Genomic DNA, 17,749 nt, shown 5'->3' on the forward strand with positions numbered 1-17,749 from the left:
CTCAGCCGCGGCGCAGCGCGGCGGCCAGGCGCAGGAAGGTGGTGGCGATGCTCCAGCTCGCCGCCGCCACCGCGCGCGGATTGCCCGAGACCTTCGACACGCCGCCGATCCGCCGCCGCTGGCCGACCGCGACTTCCGTCGCCGGAATCCCCGCCGCGGCGACGCGCATCAGCATCTCGAGGTTCCAGCCATAGGTCTCCTCGCGCATGCCGAGCCGGTCCAGCGCCTCGCGCCGGATCGCGCGAAAGGGGGACATGTCGGAAAACCGCGCGCCATAGAACAGCCGCAGCAGCCCCTGCGCGATGCGCCCGGCGGCCACCTGCTGGGGTGACAGCGCGCCCGGTTCGCGTTCGCCCTTCACCCGCGTGCCGTGCACGAAGTCGGCACGTCCCGCGAGGATCGGCGCCAGCACATCGGGGATGCGCTCGGGCGGATCGCTGCCATCGCCATCGAGGAACAGCACCACGTCGGTCTCCGCCGGCAGCGCGGCGATGCCCGACTGCACGGCGCGCCCGTAGCCGCGCCGCGTTTCCTCCACCACGGTGGCGCCGGCGTCCCGCGCGCGCTGCGCGGTCGCATCGCGCGACCCGCCATCCACCACGATCACCGTCGCGATGCCCTGCGCGCGCACCGCCGCTACCACCTGGCCGATCGACGCTTCCTCATCCAGGCACGGGATGATGGCGGCGATGGCGCTGGTCAAAGGCTCCATCGCATCCCGCAGCCCGCGCAACTGCCGGGCGGCGTGTCGGACAGCAGGGCCGTGCGGAAATCCTGGTAGGCGCCGCTGTTCCAGATCTCATTCAGCGTCTGCTGCGTGGCATCGCCCAGCGTGTAGTTCTCGTAGCCGCGCTGCGAGAAGGGCGCGATGCAGCAGGGCAGCGCGCGACCGTTCGCGGTGAAGTACATCACCGACCACGGGCGCCGGCACAGCGACCACGGGTTGGCATCGGCCTCGCGCTTCAGGCTCATGCCCGGCTCGCTGGCGGCGCCCGATGCGCTGAAGCTCATGCCGAGCCCGGCCGCGACCTGCTCGGCCTGCTCGATATGCACCGCCTCCGCGCGCGACATGCGTTCGAACAGCGCCTGGTCGGGCCGCGCATGGCCGATCGCGTCGTCCTCGAAGAACACCAGGCGCTGGAGATGGACCTCCTTTACGCCAGCCTCATGCGCCACGCGCACGAAGGCGGGAAGTTGCTCGATCGTCTCGCGCAGGCCGGTCAGCCACATCGACACGCGCGGCTTGTCCAGCCCCTCGCGCGCCTGCATCTCGGTGAAGGCGCGCACGTTGCGCAGGATGCGGGCAAAAAAGTCCTTGCCGCGGACCTGGCGGTAGGTGGCGGCATCGGCGGCATCGAGCGAGACGCGCAACTCATCGAGCCCTGCCTCGGCCAGTTCGCGCCCCTTGCGCGCGGTCAGCAGCGTACCGTTGGTGTTGAACAGCACATAGGCGCCGCGGTCCTTCAGGTAGCGCACCTGGCGCGGCAGGTCCTTGACCAGCATCGGCTCGCCCACGCCGTGCAGAACCACGCGCGCGATGTTGGGCACCTGGTCGACGATGCTGGTGAACAGCTCCCAGCTCATGTCCGCCGGGGGTTCCAGCTCCTCATAGGTGCGCGGGCAGGTCGTGCAGAGCAGATTGCAGCGATTCGTCGTCTCCAGATACAGGCAGACCGGCGGCGCCTTCGCCAGCGGCCCATCGGGGCTGACGGCCTCGTGGTAGCGGCGCGGGTCGATGCGGGGCGGTTCGGTCAGCACGGTGCTCATGGGGTGGCTCCTTGGGCGGCGAGCGGGCGCGGCGTGCGGCGCAGCGCGAAGGGAAGGGTCGCGAGGATGACAAGGTGCAGCGCCGTGTCGCGCAGCAGGAACTCCACCTCGAAGCCCTCGTCGATCACGTCGTAGAGCACGAAGCAGGCAATGGTCGCCGCCCAGGCCGGCGCGAAGCCGGTCAGCGCGACGAAGGGCAGCATGATCAGCCAGTACCAGGGATAGTCCGGCGACAGCAGGAACACGAAGGCGAAGACCGCCCAGCCCAGCCGCGTCAGCACGGCTTCGGGCGTGCGGTCGGGATGCAGCGCGACACGCAGCGCCAGCGCGCCCACGATGCCGGCCGCGATCGCGAGGTAGATGGGTGTCGCCAGGCGCAACGGACCGAACTGCGCCTTCAGCAGGGACACCATCCAGAAGCCCTCGGCGGTCGCGATGCGTTCCTCGCCGAGATACCCCGGCAGGAAGCCGAGCACGCCGGTGCCGACCGAAAGATAAGGCAAGTACAGCGCGACCGCGACGGCGATGGCGACCGCGGGCGCGCGCCAGTCCCAGGCATGCCAGGTGACCGACAGCGCGATCGCCGCCGGCGGCTTGACCAGCGCCGCCACCGCCAGCACCGCCGCCGCCAGCAGCCGCCGCCCGGGCACCAGCGCGACCCACAGCCCCAGCATCATCACCGCGACCATCGCCGCATCCAGGTGCCCGCTGCCGGCGATCTCCCACACCGCGAGTGGATGCCACGCATAGGCCAGCACGCGCACCGGCGGCTGGCCGATGCGCCGCAGCAGCGACAGCAGCACCGCCACGATCACCACCTCGCACAACACGAGCGCGATTCGCATCGCGAGCAGGCTGTCGCTGACCCGCGCCACCGCCTGGAACAGCATCTGCGCGGCCGGCGGGTAGATGGTCGGTGCATAGTCGGCGCGGTTGATGTTGGGGAAGATCTCCTCGTCGCGCAGCGCCTGCAGCGCCGGGTCGTTCGGGATGTGGCGGTAGGGGTTGATGCCGGCCGCCTGCACGCGGCCATCCCAGACATAGCGATAAGCATCGGTCGACAGATGCGGCGCGACCGGCAGCAGCACCAGGCGCATGGCCACCGCGGCCGTCGCGATCACCGCCAGCGCGGGCCCCGGCGCGCAGCCGAGGGCGACGCGCAGCGCCACCAGCACCAGCAGCCCCTGCCCGACCACCAGCGCGGTGAAGGCGATGTCGCCGAGCGACAGATGCACGGACGGACCAGCCCATGTCGTCGCGACCAGCACCGCGCCGATCGCGCCCAGCACCGCCAGCCGCCGCGCAGGCGTCACGCCGCCTGCCCCCCGCGGCCGGCCGCGAGCAGCGCGCGCGTGTGAATCGGCTCGGCGCCCGCGACCCCGGGCGGCGCGAAGGCCGGCGGCGTCCCGGCCAGCTCCGCCTCCAGGATGCCGAAGGTCTCGGCGTCGTCCACATCGTACCAGACCGGCAGCAGCGCGACCGGCAGGCCGATCCCGGCCGCCCGTTCCATGCTTTGCGCCAGCACGGTCGGCGTGCTCCAGGTGATGTCGTCGAACAGGCCGGCGTGGGAGCGCTTCAGGCCGATCAGGTAGTAGCCGCCATCGCTCGCCGGGCCGAACACGACACGGTCGCCGGGGGCGCGCAGCGCCGCCACCGCCTGTTCGACCACGCCGGCCGGCAGGGTGGGGCTGTCGGCGTTGACCACCAGGGCGCAATCATGGCCCTCGGCCAGGAAGGCGGTGGTGCTGGCGTGCAGCACCTCGCCGATCGTCGCGGCCTGCTGGAAGTGCAGCCGCCAGCGGGGCGGCAACAGGGGCCGCAGCGCATCCTCGGAGCCCGCGGGGCTGTAGATCGCAATCCGGCTGCCGCCGACCGCCGGCGAGAGCCCGTCCAGCGTGGCGGCGATGTCGCGGATGAAGCAGGCCGACAGTTCCGCCACCCTCTCCGCGCCGAGCAGGGGGCGCAGGCGCGACTTGCCGCCGCCCACGCCCGGCGTCTTGCACACGATCGCGACCGCTGCGCCCTTGCTCATCCGCGAGACTCCCTCCGGCGACTTCCCCGTTCGCCGGGGTGGCGCGAAAGGTTACACTCCGCCGGGCGCCGTCGCGGGTCGTTTTCGTGACGCGGCGGCGGTTTCCGCGCGGGCGCGGAACGGGGGGCGCGATCCATGCCGGCAGGACACCACGAACCAGCGCCCGCGACAGCCGCGGATACGCGACGGCTCTATCTGCTCCGCCACGGGGAGGCCGCGCCCACCAGGCCCGGCGCGGACCCCTGGGCAGCGCCGCTGACGTCGCGCGGGCGCGCGCAGGTTGCCGAGCTGGCGGAGGCGCTGGCGGGGCTGCGCCTCGACCTCCTCGTCACCTCGGCGGTGCCGCGTGCGGTCGAGACGGCCGGGATCCTGGCCCGGCGCCTCGGCCAGGCGCCGATCACGGAGGATGGCCTGAACGAGCTTCGCCCCGGCCAGGTCCTGGCAGGACCGCCCGAGGCGGTGCGGCTGGCCGTACGGCAGGCCTACCGCGATGCAGGACTGCCCGGCGCGCGCTTCCTCGGCGGCGAGCCCTTCGCCGCATTCGGCCAGCGGGTCGAACAGGCGCTGGCAGCCATCCTCGCGCAGCCGGGCTGGACCCGGGCGGCGGTGGTCACGCACGAGCCGGTGCTGCGCCTGGCCATGGCGCGCTGCCGGGGCCTGGGTCTTGCCGGCCTCGATGCCTTCGAGGCAGCGACCGCATCCATCAGCATCATCGACTGCCCGCGCGGGGTCATCGCGCTGGAGGACGCCACGCTTCGGCTGGCGAATGGCACGCGCCAGGACGCGATGCAGCTGGAATGACCGTGGCGGGCCGGCGCGGCGATTCCCCTTCCGGCCCCGCCGGGCCTGCCGTAGCGTCGCCAGAGCAGGCCGGCCATCGACGGCCGCGGGACAGGGGGCAAGCGTGGCCTATGCGCTGCAGCAGCTGATCAATGGCATCAGCCTGGGCATGATCTACGGCCTGATCGCGGTGGGCTACACCATGGTCTACGGCATCATCGGCATGATCAACTTCGCCCATGGCGACATCTTCATGGTGGGCGCCTTCGTGGCACTTATCTCGATCGTGATGCTGGTGTCGGGTGGCATCATGGACGGGCCGGCGGCGATCCTGATCGTGCTGCTGGTGTCGATGTGCGTCACCGCGCTGTACGGCTGGACGGTCGAGCGCGTGGCCTATCGCCCGCTGCGCGGATCCTTCCGCCTGGCGCCGCTGATCAGCGCCATCGGCATGTCGATCGTGCTGCAGAACTACGTGCAGGTGGCCCAGGGCGCGCGGGTGAAGCCGATCGAACCGCTGCTGCCCGGCGGCGTGGAAGTGCTGCGCGCGGACAGTTTCATCGTGCAGTTCTCCTACATGCAGATGCTGATCATCGCGGTGACGCTGGGCGTGCTCGCGGTGTTCACCTGGCTGGTCACGCGCACGCCGCTGGGCCGCGCGATGCGCGCCTGCGAACAGGACCGCAAGATGGCCTCGCTGCTGGGCATCGACACCGACCGCACCATCAGCCTGACCTTCGTGATCGGCGCCGCGCTCGCCGCAGTGGCGGGCACCATGTACCTGCTGCGCTATGGCGTGATCGACTTCTACATCGGCTTCCTCGCGGGCGTGAAAGCCTTCACCGCGGCGGTGCTGGGCGGCATCGGATCGCTCCCTGGCGCAGTTCTGGGCGGGCTGCTGATCGGGCTGATCGAGACCTTCTGGTCGGCGTATTTCAGCGTGCAGTACAAGGACGTGGCGGCGTTCTCGATCCTTGTGCTGGTGCTGATCTTCATGCCGACCGGGCTGCTCGGCCGCGCCGAGGTCGAGAAGGTATGAGCGGCGAGATCGCCGCCATCACCATGGCGGCCCGCCCGAAGGTCGCCGCCGCCGCGGTGAAGGACGCCGCGATCACCGCGCTGATCGCCTTCGGGCTGTTCTTCCTGCTGGTGGGCCTGCGCACCGATGTCAGCCCGTCGGGCGGGCTGGTGCTGCGGCAACGCTGGGGCGAGGTCGCGATCCTGGTGGTATTGGCCTTCTTCGGCCGCCTCGGCCTGCTCACCTGGCGCGGCCTGCGCGGGGAGGCGAAGCCGCGCACCGCCGCGCGCACCGAGGCGTTGCGAAAGACGGGCCGCCTCGTCGCGCCGGTGTGCATCCTGATCGCCATCGCGCTGCCCTTCATCCCGGGCACCGGGCGCTACGAGCTCGACCTCGGCATCCTGGTGCTGACCTACGTGATGCTCGGCTGGGGGCTGAACATCGTGGTCGGGTTGGCCGGGCTGCTCGACCTCGGCTACGTCGCCTTCTATGCCGTCGGGGCCTATTCCTACGCGCTGCTGGCGACGACCTTCGGTCTGTCCTTCTGGATCTGCCTGCCGCTGGCGGGGATTCTGGCCGCCTTCGCCGGCGTGCTGCTGGGCTTCCCGGTGCTGCGGCTGCGCGGGGATTACCTGGCGATCGTCACACTCGCCTTCGGCGAGATCATCCGCGTCGTGCTGATCAACTGGGCCTCGCTCACGGGCGGGCCGAACGGCATCACCGGCATCCCCCGCCCGACCTTCTTTGGCCTGCCCTTCAGCATGTCGGGCGACCCGGACACCTTCGCCGGCTTCTTCGGGATCGAGCCCTCCCCGGTCCATCGCGTGATCTTCCTGTACTACCTGATCCTGGTGCTCGCGCTGCTGACCAACTGGGTCAGCATGCGCCTGCGCCGCCAGCCGCTGGGCCGTGCCTGGGAGGCGCTGCGCGAGGACGAGATCGCCTGCCGTGCGCTGGGCATCAACGTCACCACCACCAAGCTCACGGCCTTCGCGCTGGGCGCGATGTTCGCCGGCTTCGCGGGGTCCTTCTTCGCCACGCGCCAGGGCTTCATCAGCCCGGAGAGCTTCACCTTCATCGAGAGCGCGATCATCCTCGCCATCGTGGTCCTCGGCGGCATGGGCAGCCAGATCGGCATCGCCATCGCCGCGCTGGTGATGATCGGCGGGTTCGAGGTGTTCCGCGACCTCGATGAATGGCGGATGCTGGTCTTCGGGGGCGCGATGGTGCTGATCATGGTGGTGCGCCCGCGCGGCCTGGTGGGCAGCCGCACGCCGAGCGTCGCACTGGGCATGCGCCGCGCGATCGGCGCCGAGCACGTCGCCGAAGGGCGCGGCTGACCGATGGCCGAACCGATCCTGGAAGCCAGCGCGCTGACCATGCGCTTCGGCGGGCTCACTGCCGTGGATGCGGTCACCTTCACCGCGTCGCGCGGCGACATCACCGCCATCATCGGCCCGAACGGCGCGGGCAAGACCACGATGTTCAACTGCATCACCGGCTTCTACCGGCCGAGTTCCGGCACGTTGCGTCTGTTCCGCGACGGCGCGCCGGTCGAGTTGCAAGCCCTGCCCGGGCATCGCATCGCGCAGGCCGGTGTCGCGCGCACCTTCCAGAACATCCGGCTGTTCCCGGGCATGACGGCGCTCGAGAACCTGCTGGTCGCGCAGCACAACACGCTGATGGCCGCGACGGGCTTCGGCATCGGCGCGCTGCTGGGCGCGCCTGCGTATCGGCGTGCCGAAAAGCTCGCGATCGACAAGGCGCGCCACTGGCTCGACGCGACCGCGCTGATCGAACGCGCCGACGACCCCGCCGGCGCCCTGCCCTATGGCCAGCAGCGGCGGCTCGAGATCGCGCGCGCCATGTGCACCGACCCGCTGCTGCTGTGCCTCGATGAACCCGCCGCCGGGCTGAACCCGCGCGAATCCGACGAACTCGGTGGCCTGCTGCGCCGCATCCGCGATGGCGGCTGTTCGCTGCTGCTGATCGAACACGACATGGGCGTGGTGATGGGCATCTCCGACCGCGTCGTGGTGCTCGACCACGGCAGGAAGATCGCCGACGGCACACCGGCGCAGGTGCGCGCCGATCCGCGCGTCATCGCCGCCTATCTCGGTGAAGGCGACGACGAATGCTGACCGTCGAGGGCGTCTCCGCCGCCTATGGCGCCGTGCAGGCTTTGCGCGACGTGACCATCACCGTCGCGAAGGGCGAGATCGTCACCCTGGTCGGTGCGAATGGCGCGGGGAAATCCACGCTGCTGATGACCATCTGCGGCGACCCGCGCGCGCGTGCGGGTCGAGTGGTGTTCGAAGGGCGCGACATCACGGCACTGCCGACGCACGAGATCATGCGCCTCGGCCTCGCGCAGGTGCCGGAGGGGCGGCGTGTCTTCCCGCGCATGTCGGTGCTGGAGAACCTGCTGATGGGCGCACAGGTGGCCGGGCATGATCCCGCGCCGCTGCTGGCGCAGGTCTACGCCCTGTTCCCGCGCCTGGCCGAACGCCAGGCGCAGCGTGGCGGTACGCTGTCGGGCGGCGAGCAGCAGATGCTGGCGATCGGCCGCGCGCTGATGTCCAAGCCGCGGCTGCTGCTGCTGGACGAACCTTCGCTCGGCCTGGCGCCGCTGATCGTGCGGCAGATCTTCGCCGCCATCCGCGACCTGAACAAGCGCGAGGGCCTCACGGTCCTGCTGGTCGAGCAGAACGCCAACCAGGCGCTGCGCCTGGCCCATCGCGGCTACGTGCTGGTGAATGGCCGCATCACCCTGGCCGGTACCGGCCGCGACCTGCTGGCCATGCCGGAGGTCCGCGACGCCTACCTCGGTGGCGCCCACTGACCGCGGTCCAGGGGCCCGCCGGCCCCTGGCGCGGAGAGGTGCGGAGAGGGGCGGCGCCCCTCTCTGCCCCTGTGCTATAGCCGCGCGCATGCTGCGCCTGACCGACCTGAAGCTCCCGCTCGACCACCCGCCAGAGGCGCTGGCGGATGCCGTGCGTGCGCGCCTGGGCCTGGTCGGTGGCGCGCTGCGCGCCGTGCATGTGGCGCGCCGCGCCTGGGATGCGCGCCGGCGGTCCGACATCCACCTGGTCTATTCGCTGGATATCGACGTCGCGGACGAACCCGCCCTGCTGGCCCGTGCCGCGCGCGACCCGGCGCTGGGGCGCGTGCTCGGCCCCACGCCGGACACCGCCTACCGCGCCGTCGCGCATGCGCCGGCGGCCGGCTGGCAACGCCCCGTGGTCATCGGCACCGGCCCCTGCGGCATCTTCGCCGCGCTGATCCTGGCCGAGATGGGCTTCCGCCCGATCATCCTCGACCGCGGCAAGGTGGTGCGGGAGCGCACCAAGGACACCTGGGCGCTGTGGCGCCGGAATGTGCTGACCCCGGAATCCAACGTGCAGTTCGGCGAGGGCGGTGCCGGCACCTTCTCCGACGGCAAGCTCTATTCGGGCATCAAGGCGCCGGAGCACGTCGCGCGAAAGGTGCTGACGGAATTCGTCGAAGCCGGCGCGCCGGAGGAAATCCTGTTCGTCGCGAAGCCCCACATCGGCACCTTCCGCCTGGTGACCATGGTGGAATCCCTGCGCGCCAAGATCGAGGCGCTGGGCGGCGAATACCGCTTCGGCACGAAGGCGACGGACTTCGTCATCGACACCGGCCGTGACGGCGTGCGCCGCATGCGTGGCGTGGTGACGCAGACCGGCGAGACCATCGCGACCGACCATGTGGTGCTCGCGATCGGCCATTCGGCGCGCGACACCTTCGCCACGCTGCACGACCGCGGCGTGCATGTGGAAGCCAAGCCCTTCTCCATCGGCGTGCGGATCGAACACCCGCAATCCATCATCGACCGCGCGCGCTTCGGGGATTTCGCGAAGCACCCGATCCTGGGCGCGGCGGACTACAAGCTGGTGCACCACGCGGGCAATGGGCGGTCGGTCTATTCCTTCTGCATGTGCCCGGGCGGCACGGTGGTCGCGGCCGCATCCGAACCCGGCCGCGTGGTGACCAACGGCATGTCCCAGTATTCGCGCGCCGAGCGCAACGCCAATGCAGGCATCGTGGTGGGCATCACGCCCGGGCAGGACTATCCCGGCCACCCGCTGGCCGGCGTGGATTTCCAGCGGCATTGGGAAGAACGCGCCTTCGTGGCCGGTGGTGGCGACTACAGCGCGCCCGCACAGCTGGTCGGCGATTTCCTCGCCGGGCGCGCATCGACGTCGCTCGGCGCCGTGGCGCCGTCCTACAAGCCGGGTGTCACGCCGACCGACTTGGCGCTTTGCCTGCCGGATTTCGCCGTGGCCGCGATCCGCGAGGCGCTGCCGGCCTTCGGAAAACAGATCCGCGGCTTCGACATGGCGGATGCCGTGATGACAGGCGTCGAGACGCGCACCTCCTCCCCCATCCGCATCAAGCGCGACGCGGCCTGCGTCAGCGTCAACACGCAGGGGCTGTATCCGGCCGGCGAGGGCGCGGGCTATGCCGGCGGCATCTATTCCGCCGCGGTGGATGGCATCCGCGTGGCGGAAGCCCTGGGCCGCTCCATGGCGGGCGCGGGCGCGGCGGCAGCGTGACCCAGTTCGATGTGGTGGTGATCGGCGCTGGCGCGGCCGGGATGTTCGCCGCCATGCGCGCCGGGCAGCGCGGGCGGCGCGTGCTGCTGCTGGACCACGCCGACGAACCGGGCAAGAAAATTCTGATCAGCGGCGGCGGGCGCTGCAACTTCACCAATACCGGCTGCGTGCCCGAGCGCTTCCGGTCCGCCAACCGGCATTTCGCGCGATCGGCGCTGGCGCGCTACACGCAGCATGACTTCGTGGCCCTGGTCCGCAAACACGGGATCGCCTTCCACGAGAAGACGCTCGGCCAGTTGTTCTGCGACGGATCGGCCCGGCAGGTCGTGACGATGTTGCTGGCGGAATGCGTGGCGGCGGGCGTGGTGCTGCGGCTGGCGCATCGCGTCACCGACATCACGCGCGCCGACCGCTTCACCATCACCACCGACCATGGCGGCTTCACCGGCGAGAGCCTGGTGCTCGCGACCGGCGGCCTGTCGATCCCGAAGATGGGCGCGACCGGCTTCGCGCATGACATCGCGCGCCGTTTCGCACTGCCGCTGGTGGACCCACGCCCCGGCCTGGTGCCCTTCACCTTCGATGGCGCGCCGCTGGAGCTGATGCGCCCATTGGCCGGCGTGGCGCTGCCGGTGGTCGCGCGCGCCGGGCGCGCGGCGTTTCCCGAAGCCATGCTGTTCACCCATCGCGGCCTGTCCGGACCGGCGGTGCTGCAGGCCTCGTCCTACTGGGCCGATGGCGCGCCCGTCACCTTCGACCTGGCGCCGGGCCGCGACGCCACCGCGGAGCTGCTGGCCGCCAAGCGCGCGCGGCCGAAGGCGGAGGCGCGCACCATCCTGGCCGACCTTCTCCCGCAGCGCCTCGCGCAGTCTTTCGCCGCGCTGCACCTGCCCCCGCGCGTGATCGGCGAGGTCGCCGACGCGCCGCTGAAAACCCTCGGCGCGCTGCTCAACCGCTGGTCGCTCACGCCCTCCGGCACCGAGGGCTACGCCAAGGCCGAGGTGACGCTGGGCGGCATCGACACCGCCGCGCTGTCGCAGCAGACCATGATGGCGAAGCACGTCCCTGGCCTGTTCTGCGTGGGCGAGGCGGTGGACGTGACCGGCTGGCTCGGCGGCTACAATTTCCAATGGGCCTGGTCGAGCGGCTGGGTCGCGGGCGAGGCGGCGTAGCTCAGCCGCCGATCGGGTGCGGATGCTCGCGACGAACTTCGATCCGCAGGCCCCACAGCGCACCGAAACGACTCGCTGGCGGCGCAAGACCATCGGGCCGCCGGCGCTGGATTATCTCCGTCGGCGCGCCACATTTCCTGCATGCGTGCCATCACCCTGCTCGCCGTCCTGGCCCTTGCCGCCTGTGCCACACCTGCCGGCTTCGACGCCCGCATGCAGGGCTTCGTCGGCGTCACCGAAGGCGACCTGGTGCAGCAGATCGGCGTGCCCGATGGCGACTTCACCACCCCCGATGGCCGGCGCTTCCTGCAATATGAACGTCTCGGCGTCGCCAGCCCCGCGCCGGCGCCGGTGATGGGCCTTGGTGTGGGTGGCTTCGGCTGGCGCGGCGGCTTCGGCTCGGGCGTGGGCATCGGCGCGGCCTATCCGGTCGTGGCGCTGCCGCCGCCATGTTCGGTCACTTTCGAGGTCCGTGCGGCGCGCGTCGCGTCCTTCTCGCGGCGCGGATCGGGCTGCGTCGCATCCGCGCCGGACTGACCACGGCCGCGTCGGCCCGCTGCATCGCGGCCGGCACGTCGTTCCCGCGCGCATCGTCCCCGGTCGGAGCCATCCGCCGGATCGGCAGGCGTCCTACCGCTGCACCACCGCCAGCGGGAAGGACCGCAGGTCGCGCTGCGCCGCGCGGAACACCGCGTTCTGCTGGTGCCCCTTCTCGCGCGCCAGCTGCGGGACGCGCCGCATCACCCATTCGCCGAGCGCGAGCGCCGTCACCCGCCCCTCGGCATCCACCGCCGCGCGCCCGCGCAGCCCTTCCATCAGGGCATAGGCAAACACGCCATTGCGGTCGTCGTAGGAATCCAGCGCCTCCTGCACGGAGGACGACGCCGCCAGCAGGAACCGCCCGGTGTCGTTGCCGATCGCGGCGAGCTGGTCGATGTCGATCTGCCCGGCATAGCAGGTGTCGATCATGATGAAGGCGTCGCGCGCGCGGATGCGGGCGAGTGCCGCCACCAGCGTCGCGTCATCGAGCCCCTGCTGGCGCAGCACGGTCATGGACGAGGTGTCGCGCACATCCGCCGGCAGGAACAGGAAGCGGTTGCCCGGCTGCGCCACGATCCCGTGGCCGGCGATGTACAGGATGAAGGTATCGGCCGGCGCGGTGTCGCGTGCGGCGGCGGCCAGCGCATCCAGCACGCCGCGCCGCGTCGCGCGCTCATTCGGCAGGATGCGGATATCGGCCTCGCGGAACAGCCCGCCGGTGGCGCCGCGCAGCGCATCGCCGACCGCGCGCGCATCCGGCGCGGCGAAGCGCAGGTTGAGATCGGCCAGCGCATAGTCATTGACGCCGATCGCCAGCACCACGAGCCGCCCGGCACCCGGCGGCGCCTCCGGCTCGCCCGGCCGGCGCAGCACCATCGACGGGCCTTCGGCGAACAGCGCGCCGTCGCTGCCATACAGCCGCGTCGCGACGCGGTTGGTGCCGGGGTCGAGCGGCACCTCCACGCTGGTATCGCCCGCCGAGGGCTCGGCGCGCGCCGCGATGCGGTCGTTCACCAGCACATCGAGCGGCCCGAAGCCAAGCCCGCGATCGGTCGCGGTGAAGGCCATCCGCAGCGCCCGCGTGCCTTCCGGCAGCGCGCGCGCATCCCAGGCCATCGGCCGGCATTCATCGTTCACCACGGCGCAGAGCGACGCCCCGGCCAGCGAGGGCAGCCGCCCGATCCGCTGGCGCACCTCGCCGAGCTGGGCCAGGCGTTCCTGCGCGGGGGCGTAGTCCCCGGCGATCTTCCCGCGCACCGCGCGCGGCGCATACAGCGCGCGATAGGCCTGCTGGAAGGACGCCCATTCCGGCGTCTCGTTGCGGCGCCCGTTCAGGTGAACGCCGACCAGCTCCTGCCCGCCATTCGGCGCGTGGTCGAACAGCCCCTCGGGCGTCCAGAGCACCCAGCGCAGCGTATCGGCCTGCACGAACAGGGCGGCCTGTTCGCGCAAGGCGCCGGCCTCGAAGCGATACCAGCGGATCGTGCCGTCGCCGAGTGCAGCGATCCCCATGTCGCCCGCCACCGTCACGCCCCAGACGGCGCCCGGCGTCGGCACGGAATCGACCAGGCGCCCCTGCGCGTCGAACAGCCGCAGGTGGTTGTCGGTGCCCAGCAGGAAGCCGTCCTCGCGCACCAGGATCGCCAGCGAGCGGGCGAATTCGCCCTCGCCCAGGCGCAGCGGCACGTTGCCCAGGCGCGGACGGTTGGAATTCTGCCAATCCTGGACCCGGATGCGCGGGGTTTCCGTGCGCGCGGCGTTGAAGCCCGCCTCGCCGCCCCAGGCCGCCAGGCTGGCCGTCAGCGGGTCGAACACCAGCGGAGCGCCGCCGGCGCGCAGCGTGAAGCGCACCTGGGTTCCATCGGCCGACAGCGCGAGCGTCACGCCGGTATTGCGGAAATCCCCGCCGGGCGGGCGCGGGGCGATCGCCACGCTGCCGTCGGGGGCGACCCTGCCCCAGCCCGGATCGGCCGCCGCATAGACCAGCCCGCCCTGGGGCAGCGGCAGCAGGTGGGAAATCGCATCGCGCGCCGCCGCGGTGTCCGTATAGGGCCCATGGCCGAAATCCGCCCAGCGGCGGATCACGAATTCACGCCGCGTCTCGGGCGGTGCGACGGCGGCCGGCGCCGGGGCGGGGGTGGGCGCGGGCTGCTGCTCGCGCACGGTCAGCCCGCGCGCACCCTGGCTGGCGGAGGACGACCCGCTGACCGGTGCCGTGCCGCGCATCGGCGCGGCGCCGGCCGGCGCGCCCGCCGGGCGCGTCTCCCGCGCATAGCCCGCGGCGTGCAGCTGCACCCCGCCGCGCCCGTCATGCGCCCAGGTCACCACCGGCAGCCCCTCGCCGCCCAGCCCGGTCACATCGGGCACGAAGACCGTTCGCAGGTCGGCGGTCGCCAGCACCTCCACCCGCAGCCGGTCCTCGAAGCCCACCGCGACCAGCGCGCCGTCGGGGGAAAAGGCGATGCCATAGGCGCGCGCGCCCTGCACCGGCGCGCGCTGCGCCACGCGACGCCCCTGCGCATTGTAGATCCGCACCGCCCCGTCCGCCGCGGCGGAAGCGAGCCGCCCCTGCCCATCGAAGGCGACCATGCGCGCCGGCGCGGCGTAGCTGGTGTCCTCGAACAACAGGCGGCCGTTGCGCGCGTCCCAGACCTTGATGCCGGCGCGCCCGCCCAGCGCCGCGGCCAGCCGCGTGCCGTCCGCCGAATAGGCCAGGTGCTGCACCGGCGCCTGCAGCCCGGGCAGCCGCGCGAACAGCCGGCCGGTGCGCGCATCGAAGATATAGACCGCGAAGCGCCCATCCCAGGACGGCGCGGTGAAGCCGCCCGTCGCGACATGCGCGCCATCCGGGGACATCGCCACGGCATAGAGCTCGCCTTCCGGCCCCGGGCCCATGGGCGGGCGGATCACCTGGCGCAGCGTGCCCTCGGGCAGGTTCCACAGGCGCAGCGTCTTGTCGTCCGACACCGAGGCGAGCACCGCCCCCGCCGCATCCGTCGCGAGCCGCCCGACCGAGGCGATGTGCCCCTCGGCCTCGATCAGCAGGAAGGGCTGCTGCGGCGGTTCGTTGGTCGCCTGGACCTGCGCGGGCGTGGCCGGCAGTACCGCCAGCAGCAGCGCAAGGAAAAGGGCGCCGAGCCAGGATCCTGGCCGGCGCCCGAAGGCCCGCAACTCACGCAGGTCGGTCAATCGCGGGGGCCGCCTCAGGCCCCGGCCAGTTCGAAGCCCTGCCCCTGGGCGAGGCGGTCGGCGTTCTGGACGCTCTCGGAGAAGTTGTCGCGCCGGGCGATGTTGGTCGCGGCGAGCTGGCGGAACTCGCCATCCGCGCCGCGGCCGCCGACCGCAGCCGTGGGACTGCCCAGGCCGCGCACGCCGACCGCGGAGGCCGGCACGTAGCCGACCACGCCCGACGCCGTCTCGACCTGCGCGAAGTTGCCCTCGGCCGGGCGCACGGTGACGCGTTCGTTGGGCGCCAGCTGGCCGACCTGCGCCGCCCCGCCATCCGGGCGGATGCGGATGGGCGCCGAGACACGCGCCGAGGTCGGCTGCGGGGCCGCCGAGCGGCGCGCCTGCACCTGGCCCTTGGTGCCGGGGGCGAGGGTCTCGATCGCGGTGTCGAATTCGCCGCCGCGGGTGCCGATCTTTTCATTGATGGTGCGCGCCAGGGCCACGTCGCGGCGCATCAGGTCGCGCTGGTAGGACAGCAGCGCCAGGCCCTGGTCGCGCGACATCCGCCCGCCGCGCACATCGGCGCGGACGCGGTTCGCGGTGTTCACGCGGCAATCGACCAGCTGGTTGAAGGCCAGCTGCGTGGCGGCCAGCTGGCGGTTCTCGTTCGCGAGGTCGCCGCCGACCGCCTGGACCAGCGCCCCCTGGTTCGCCGCCTGGCGCTGACGTGCCTGGATATAGCCGGCGGTCCCGCCGATCACGCCGCCGGCCACCGCGCCGATCGCGGCACCGGCCAGGATGTCGGACCCGCGCCGCCCGGTGGCGGCCGCCAGCAGCCCGCCGGCGATCGCGCCGGTGCCGGCCCCGATGGCGGCGCCGCGCAGGATGTCCTCGCCGTAGAAATCCCCGGTCGAATCGAGCTGCACCACAAAGGCGCGGCAGGCATCGCGCCCGTCATCCGGGCCGATCCGTCCCACCTGCGTGGAGCATCCCGCAAGCATGGCCAGGGCGGTGATGCTGGCCACGGAACGACGAAGGGATGACCGCATCAAAAATACTCCCGAGGGAAGGGCTGCGAGACACGCTACCAGGGCGCCGCTCATTCTGCCAGTGCAGCGCCTTCATTTCCGTGAGCAAGGTCACGCTGGGCAAGCCACCCCAGCCTCCTCTAGCCTGCCGCCACGCGACCGGAAGCGCGCCATCGTGGCGCCGCCGCCGGCCGCCCGCCATGAAGGAGATCAGACATGCTCACGACACGCAGGCTTGTGCTGGGCGCCGGGCTCGGCACGCTGGCCCTCGGGCGGGACGCCTTCGCGCAGGGCGCGACCGGCCCCATCCGGATCGCCACCGCGGGGCCCATGACCGGGCAGTACGCGGCCTTCGGCACCCAGATGCGCGAAGGGGCGACCCAGGCGGTGACTGACATCAATGCCGCCGGCGGCGTGCTCGGCCGGCAGCTGGCGCTGGAAGTGGGCGACGATGCCTGCGACCCGCGCCAGGCGGTCTCGGTCGCGAACCAGTTGGCCGGCCGGCGCGTGTCCTTCGTCGCCGGGCATTTCTGCTCGGGCTCGTCGATACCGGCGCGCGACGTGTATGCCGAGGAAGGCGTGCTGCAGATGTCGCCGGCCTCGACCAATCCGCGCTTCACCGACGAGGGCAAGTGGAACACCTTCCGCGTCTGCGGGCGCGACGACCAGCAGGGCCAGGTGGCCGGGCGCTACATCCTGCAGAACATGCGCGCCCGGCGCGTCGCGATCCTCCATGACAACACCGCCTACGGGAAGGGCCTGGCGGACGAGACCAAGAAGGCGCTCAACGCCGGCGGCATGACCGAGACGCTCTACGCCGCCTATACCCCCGGCGAGCGCGACTACAACGCGCTGGTCAGCCGCATGAAGGCGGCAAACATCGATGTCATCTACCTCGGCGGCTACCACACGGAAGGCGGGCTGATCATCCGCCAGGCCAAGGAGCAGGGGATGAACGTCACGCTGATCGGCGGCGACGCGCTGGTGACGAACGAGTTCTGGCAGATCAGCGGCGCCGCCGGCGAAGGCACGCTGATGACCTTCAGCTCCGACCCGCGCCGCCGCCCGACGGCGGCCGAGGTGGTGGCCCGCTTCCGCGCCCGCAACGTCGATCCCGAGGGCTATGTCCTGTACACCTACGCCGCGATCCAGATCTTCTCGGCGGCCGCGGCGAAGGCGAACAGCACCGATGCGCGGCGCCTGGCCGCCGTGCTGAAGGCGGATGGCCCGTGGCAGTCGGTGCTGGGTCCGATCAGCTTCGACGCCAAGGGCGACGTGACCGTGCCGGACTACGTGTTCTACGTCTGGCGCAACGGGACCTACGCCGAGATCTCGTGACGCGGTCCGCGGGACACTGAATCGCTTGCATGGCGCGGCGGCGAAGGCGCAGACTTCGTCCAGTCGTCAACAACCGAAAGGAGGTGATCCGGTGTCTCATCGCTTCAATCGGGCCGTCGCGCCCGTGGCCCGGATCACCGCGGGCTGATCGACCGATGATCGACGGGCCTGAGGGCCCGAAGGTCGCCATCGGCTGATCCAATATCCGCGGGTCACCAGGGTTTCGCGGGCCGGCCACCGGCCGCGCGATGGGAAGGCTCCGGGGGGCAACCTCCGGGGCCTTCTGCGTTTCGGGCCGGGACGGCGGTCGGCCATCGCGCGGACCGCCG

The 17,749-nt window shown here is 71.8% G+C and carries 15 protein-coding genes; 9 read left to right on the top strand and 6 right to left on the bottom strand.

All coding sequences use genetic code 11. The annotated features are described in order from the left end of the window. Position 1: 1 nt before the first annotated feature. The 4 genes from LQ222_RS12270 to LQ222_RS12285 are packed head-to-tail and all read right to left on the bottom strand — an operon-like array spanning position 2 to position 3,799. The gene (locus LQ222_RS12270) at positions 2-712 is read right to left on the bottom strand and encodes a glycosyltransferase family 2 protein (RefSeq protein WP_230166724.1); all 711 of its coding nucleotides are present in this window, start codon (positions 710-712) and stop codon (positions 2-4) included. Next, positions 700-1,767: a radical SAM protein gene (locus LQ222_RS12275; protein ID WP_230166727.1), complete on the bottom strand. Its 1,068-nt coding sequence runs from the start codon at positions 1,765-1,767 to the stop codon at positions 700-702. The genes LQ222_RS12270 and LQ222_RS12275 overlap by 13 nt, the downstream gene beginning before the upstream one ends. Further along, positions 1,764-3,080, bottom strand: a complete 1,317-nt coding sequence (locus tag LQ222_RS12280; protein ID WP_230166730.1) for a glycosyltransferase 87 family protein — start codon at positions 3,078-3,080, stop codon at positions 1,764-1,766. The genes LQ222_RS12275 and LQ222_RS12280 overlap by 4 nt, the downstream gene beginning before the upstream one ends. Continuing rightward, complete coding sequence (locus tag LQ222_RS12285; protein ID WP_230166733.1) at positions 3,077-3,799, bottom strand: TIGR04282 family arsenosugar biosynthesis glycosyltransferase; 723 nt, start codon at positions 3,797-3,799, stop codon at positions 3,077-3,079. The genes LQ222_RS12280 and LQ222_RS12285 overlap by 4 nt, the downstream gene beginning before the upstream one ends. A 135-nt stretch (positions 3,800-3,934) precedes the next feature. Here LQ222_RS12285 and LQ222_RS12290 point away from each other — a divergent pair, with 135 nt between their 5' ends. The 8 genes from LQ222_RS12290 to LQ222_RS12325 all read left to right on the top strand — a co-directional run bounded on the left by LQ222_RS12290 (position 3,935) and on the right by LQ222_RS12325 (position 11,883). After that, positions 3,935-4,600: a histidine phosphatase family protein gene (locus tag LQ222_RS12290; protein ID WP_230166736.1), complete on the top strand. Its 666-nt coding sequence runs from the start codon at positions 3,935-3,937 to the stop codon at positions 4,598-4,600. A gap of 103 nt (positions 4,601-4,703) precedes the next feature. Further along, positions 4,704-5,618 carry an ABC transporter permease subunit gene (locus LQ222_RS12295; RefSeq protein ID WP_230166737.1) on the top strand — a complete coding sequence of 305 codons (915 nt, stop codon included), beginning with the start codon at positions 4,704-4,706 and terminating at the stop codon, positions 5,616-5,618. Continuing rightward, positions 5,615-6,937: a high-affinity branched-chain amino acid ABC transporter permease LivM gene (livM, locus tag LQ222_RS12300; RefSeq protein WP_230166738.1), complete on the top strand. Its 1,323-nt coding sequence runs from the start codon at positions 5,615-5,617 to the stop codon at positions 6,935-6,937. The genes LQ222_RS12295 and livM overlap by 4 nt, the downstream gene beginning before the upstream one ends. A gap of 3 nt (positions 6,938-6,940) precedes the next feature. After that, on the top strand, positions 6,941-7,738 hold the full coding sequence (locus LQ222_RS12305; RefSeq protein WP_230166739.1) for an ABC transporter ATP-binding protein: 798 nt from the start codon (positions 6,941-6,943) through the stop codon (positions 7,736-7,738). Next, positions 7,732-8,439 carry an ABC transporter ATP-binding protein gene (locus LQ222_RS12310; RefSeq protein WP_230166740.1) on the top strand — a complete coding sequence of 236 codons (708 nt, stop codon included), beginning with the start codon at positions 7,732-7,734 and terminating at the stop codon, positions 8,437-8,439. Before LQ222_RS12305 ends, LQ222_RS12310 begins: the two co-directional genes overlap by 7 nt. A gap of 88 nt (positions 8,440-8,527) precedes the next feature. After that, on the top strand, positions 8,528-10,174 hold the full coding sequence (locus tag LQ222_RS12315) for an NAD(P)/FAD-dependent oxidoreductase (RefSeq protein WP_230166741.1): 1,647 nt from the start codon (positions 8,528-8,530) through the stop codon (positions 10,172-10,174). Continuing rightward, positions 10,171-11,346, top strand: a complete 1,176-nt coding sequence (locus LQ222_RS12320; RefSeq protein ID WP_230166742.1) for an NAD(P)/FAD-dependent oxidoreductase — start codon at positions 10,171-10,173, stop codon at positions 11,344-11,346. The genes LQ222_RS12315 and LQ222_RS12320 overlap by 4 nt, the downstream gene beginning before the upstream one ends. A gap of 141 nt (positions 11,347-11,487) precedes the next feature. Beyond that, positions 11,488-11,883, top strand: a complete 396-nt coding sequence (locus tag LQ222_RS12325; RefSeq protein WP_230166743.1) for a hypothetical protein — start codon at positions 11,488-11,490, stop codon at positions 11,881-11,883. 93 nt (positions 11,884-11,976) lie between these two features. Here the strand turns inward: LQ222_RS12325 and LQ222_RS12330 are convergent, their stop codons facing one another. Both LQ222_RS12330 and LQ222_RS12335 read right to left on the bottom strand, forming a co-directional pair. Beyond that, positions 11,977-15,075 carry a caspase family protein gene (locus LQ222_RS12330; RefSeq protein WP_230166744.1) on the bottom strand — a complete coding sequence of 1,033 codons (3,099 nt, stop codon included), beginning with the start codon at positions 15,073-15,075 and terminating at the stop codon, positions 11,977-11,979. A gap of 14 nt (positions 15,076-15,089) precedes the next feature. Further along, entirely contained in the window at positions 15,090-16,103 is a 1,014-nt protein-coding gene (locus tag LQ222_RS12335) for an SH3 domain-containing protein (protein WP_230166745.1), read from the bottom strand. A 195-nt stretch (positions 16,104-16,298) separates the two neighbouring features. Here LQ222_RS12335 and LQ222_RS12340 point away from each other — a divergent pair, with 195 nt between their 5' ends. Then, entirely contained in the window at positions 16,299-17,420 is a 1,122-nt protein-coding gene (locus LQ222_RS12340; protein WP_230166746.1) for a branched-chain amino acid ABC transporter substrate-binding protein, read from the top strand. The last annotated feature ends 329 nt before the right edge of the window (positions 17,421-17,749 follow it).

Origin of the sequence: Roseomonas sp. CECT 9278 (assembly GCF_918698155.1) — a bacterium.
GTDB lineage: Bacteria > Pseudomonadota > Alphaproteobacteria > Acetobacterales > Acetobacteraceae > Neoroseomonas.

Excerpts from the sequence above, each read along its gene's own strand:
- LQ222_RS12340 (WP_230166746.1), top strand. The coding sequence starts at position 16,299 with ATGCTCACGACACGCAGGCTTGTGCTGGGCGCCGGGCTCGGCACGCTG.
- livM (WP_230166738.1), top strand. The coding sequence starts at position 5,615 with ATGAGCGGCGAGATCGCCGCCATCACCATGGCGGCCCGCCCGAAGGTC.
- LQ222_RS12285 (WP_230166733.1), bottom strand. The coding sequence starts at position 3,799 with ATGAGCAAGGGCGCAGCGGTCGCGATCGTGTGCAAGACGCCGGGCGTG.
- LQ222_RS12335 (WP_230166745.1), bottom strand. The coding sequence starts at position 16,103 with ATGCGGTCATCCCTTCGTCGTTCCGTGGCCAGCATCACCGCCCTGGCC.
- LQ222_RS12325 (WP_230166743.1), top strand. The coding sequence starts at position 11,488 with ATGCGTGCCATCACCCTGCTCGCCGTCCTGGCCCTTGCCGCCTGTGCC.
- LQ222_RS12275 (WP_230166727.1), bottom strand. The coding sequence starts at position 1,767 with ATGAGCACCGTGCTGACCGAACCGCCCCGCATCGACCCGCGCCGCTAC.
- LQ222_RS12305 (WP_230166739.1), top strand. The coding sequence starts at position 6,941 with ATGGCCGAACCGATCCTGGAAGCCAGCGCGCTGACCATGCGCTTCGGC.
- LQ222_RS12270 (WP_230166724.1), bottom strand. The coding sequence starts at position 712 with ATGGAGCCTTTGACCAGCGCCATCGCCGCCATCATCCCGTGCCTGGAT.
- LQ222_RS12315 (WP_230166741.1), top strand. The coding sequence starts at position 8,528 with ATGCTGCGCCTGACCGACCTGAAGCTCCCGCTCGACCACCCGCCAGAG.
- LQ222_RS12310 (WP_230166740.1), top strand. The coding sequence starts at position 7,732 with ATGCTGACCGTCGAGGGCGTCTCCGCCGCCTATGGCGCCGTGCAGGCT.
- LQ222_RS12290 (WP_230166736.1), top strand. The coding sequence starts at position 3,935 with ATGCCGGCAGGACACCACGAACCAGCGCCCGCGACAGCCGCGGATACG.